We start from the raw sequence: 2403 nt of genomic DNA, 5'->3' as shown, positions 1-2403 counted from the left end.
TTAGATCAAGATAATACTATAAAACAAGATACACCTAGTTATTATTTTTCTCCTAAAGATGAAAGCAGTGGCAAAGGAAGACTTAGCATCTTTTATAAAAATGATGAACTTTGTTTGCTTAATTATTCTATTATAGAAAATTCTTTAAATATTAAATTAGAATGTTTAAGCAAACAAAGCTTAGAGTATAAAGACTTAATTTCAAACACTTTAAAAGAACAAAAAACCACACAAGTAGATAAAAAACAAGCTATAGCTAAACTTCATGCTCTTTTAGAAAATCAAAACCTAGAATGTATCCATGGAGGTAAAGTCATACTTAAATCAAACAAAGGAAAAACTTTTAAAGACAATAACATTCCTATAATACTAGAAAGTGATTTATTAAACTCTAGTATAGTAGCTTGTCCTAATACTATAGCAGGTGTAAGTGTTCCTTGTACTAAAGTTGTTAATGTAAAAGGATCCTTATCTCAAAAGAAAGTCAATAATGAATTTGCAATCTTACAAGAACTCATCTCAGCTTGTAAAACAGATAAAGGCTTTGCTTTAAAAGTAAGCTTTACTCCTACTAAGTTTAAATTTGATCACAGCTTTGATCCTAAAGAGGGCTTAGGAGAACAAAGTAAAAATCAAATAGAGTTAAAAGAGCCTATAATAAGACTTCATTATAAAAGTGATAGATTTCAAAAAGATAATTTACCTATCTATAATCTTTTAATCAATAATGAAAAAAAAGAACAAGATAAGGCTTTAAATGAATTTAATATAGATTTAAAAGATTTAAAAGATATAGAGGATATAAATATTCTTAATCAATTCAAACAAGACTTTAGTAAAGATTATGAATTTAAAGAATTAAATCTTAGCTTTGATACTAATTTAATCAAACTTTATTTTATTATCCCAAAAAACATTGCTAAAGTTTATAAAAGTGCTTATAAGGAATTTGAAAATAAAGATTTAGGAGTAGGGTATTTTACACAGCTACATGAGTATGATAAAATCATCAAAAATGCTTTAGAAGATAATAAAGAATTAAACGAATATCATTTTAGTTTTTTAGCTCCTGCAAAAATGCAAAATTTAAAACTTCAAATCGCACAAGGACTAGATGAAATCTTAGAAGATGAAGATAGAAAACAAGAGTTTTATGTTTGTAAGTTTGTGGTGGTAAATGGGGTTAGTGAAAACAATACTCAAGAAAAAATCACTCATCTAAGCAATGATGGTCAAAATCTTTTAAAAAATATAGAGAAGCTAAGACTCAAACCTTATAATGATCAAAATGGAAAAGAAATTACTTCATATGTTAAAGGTGCAACTATTGGATATGGACATCTTATAGGGCAAAATGAATGGGATTTGTATAAAAATGGTATTACTTTACAAGAAGCGGATAAATTGTTTAAAAGCGATTTGTTGCCCTTTGAAAATGCTGTAAAAAATTCAATAAACTCTTCCTTAGCACAGAACGAATTTGATGCCTTGGTTATATTATGTTTTAATATAGGGATTGATAATTTTAAAAATTCTTCTGTTGTTAAAATCATCAATGGAGAGAAAACAGGCTACAAAACATTAAAGGAAGCTTGGATGGCGTGGAACAAAAGTCAAAATAAAGTAATGCAAGGACTAATTAATAGGAGAAATGCTGAATATAAGCTTTACATTCAAGGAGGTTATGAAAAATGGTAATTTTTAAAAATATATTATTGTTTTTATTTTTTAGTACTTATTTATTAGCGCAAGAGGATTTTACTCCACTAGAGCAATGTACCTATGAAAATGAAAAGTTTTGGATAAAAATTTTAAATCTATGTCCAGAGGGTAATATAACTTGTGATAAAGTTGTATATGTGGGTGTCAATAAAAATAATGGAAAATATATTGTCCTAAACGGTAAGTCTATTAGTGATGTAAATATGAATTTTAAAGGATATGTTTTTAAAAATGGTATTTATGAATACAATATTTTTAATAATTTTTTATATATTTCTAAAAACAAGCAGATTATACAAGAATATCGTCTGAAATTATGTGAAAAATAGACGCAACAAAGGCAACAAGCAACAACAAATACCTAGAATATGTAAAAAGTTAAAAAGATGCAATAAGAATTACAAGAAGTTTTTAAAGTTATAAAAATCCTAATTAATGAAATCTTAGCTCCTAAATTTTACAACAAATACAAAGATTTAGAAGTTGAGATTGATGATAAGGGCAATGTGCTTAGGTGGATAGGAGAGATTAATAGAGAGACAAAAAATATTAGCAAATAAAAAATGATATAATAATACTTTATATAAGGAATCTTTTATGTTTATAAGTTCTAAAACAGAGTTAATTCAAACTATTAAAAATTTAACAATCAACAATAAAGAAGTTAAACAGATTGATTTT

General features: G+C 25.9%; 2 protein-coding genes. Both read left to right on the top strand.

Annotation, left to right across the window (positions count from 1 at the left end):
• The first annotated feature begins 114 nt into the window (after window positions 1-114).
• Window positions 115-1698: a lysozyme gene (locus AJ885_RS10705; RefSeq protein WP_070281019.1), complete on the top strand. Its 1584-nt coding sequence runs from the start codon at window positions 115-117 to the stop codon at window positions 1696-1698.
• Window positions 1692-2051 (top strand): hypothetical protein, encoded by a 360-nt coding sequence (locus AJ885_RS07430; RefSeq protein WP_002779560.1) that lies wholly within the window; start codon window positions 1692-1694, stop codon window positions 2049-2051. Before AJ885_RS10705 ends, AJ885_RS07430 begins: the two co-directional genes overlap by 7 nt.
• Window positions 2052-2403: the final 352 nt, after the last annotated feature.

Origin of the sequence: Campylobacter sp. BCW_6464, assembly GCF_001762775.1 — a bacterium.
Taxonomy (GTDB): Bacteria; Campylobacterota; Campylobacteria; order Campylobacterales; family Campylobacteraceae; genus Campylobacter_D; species Campylobacter_D jejuni.
This window is presented reverse-complemented; position numbering and strand designations above follow the sequence as displayed.

Excerpts from the sequence above, each read along its gene's own strand:
- AJ885_RS07430 (WP_002779560.1), top strand. The coding sequence starts at position 1,692 with ATGGTAATTTTTAAAAATATATTATTGTTTTTATTTTTTAGTACTTAT.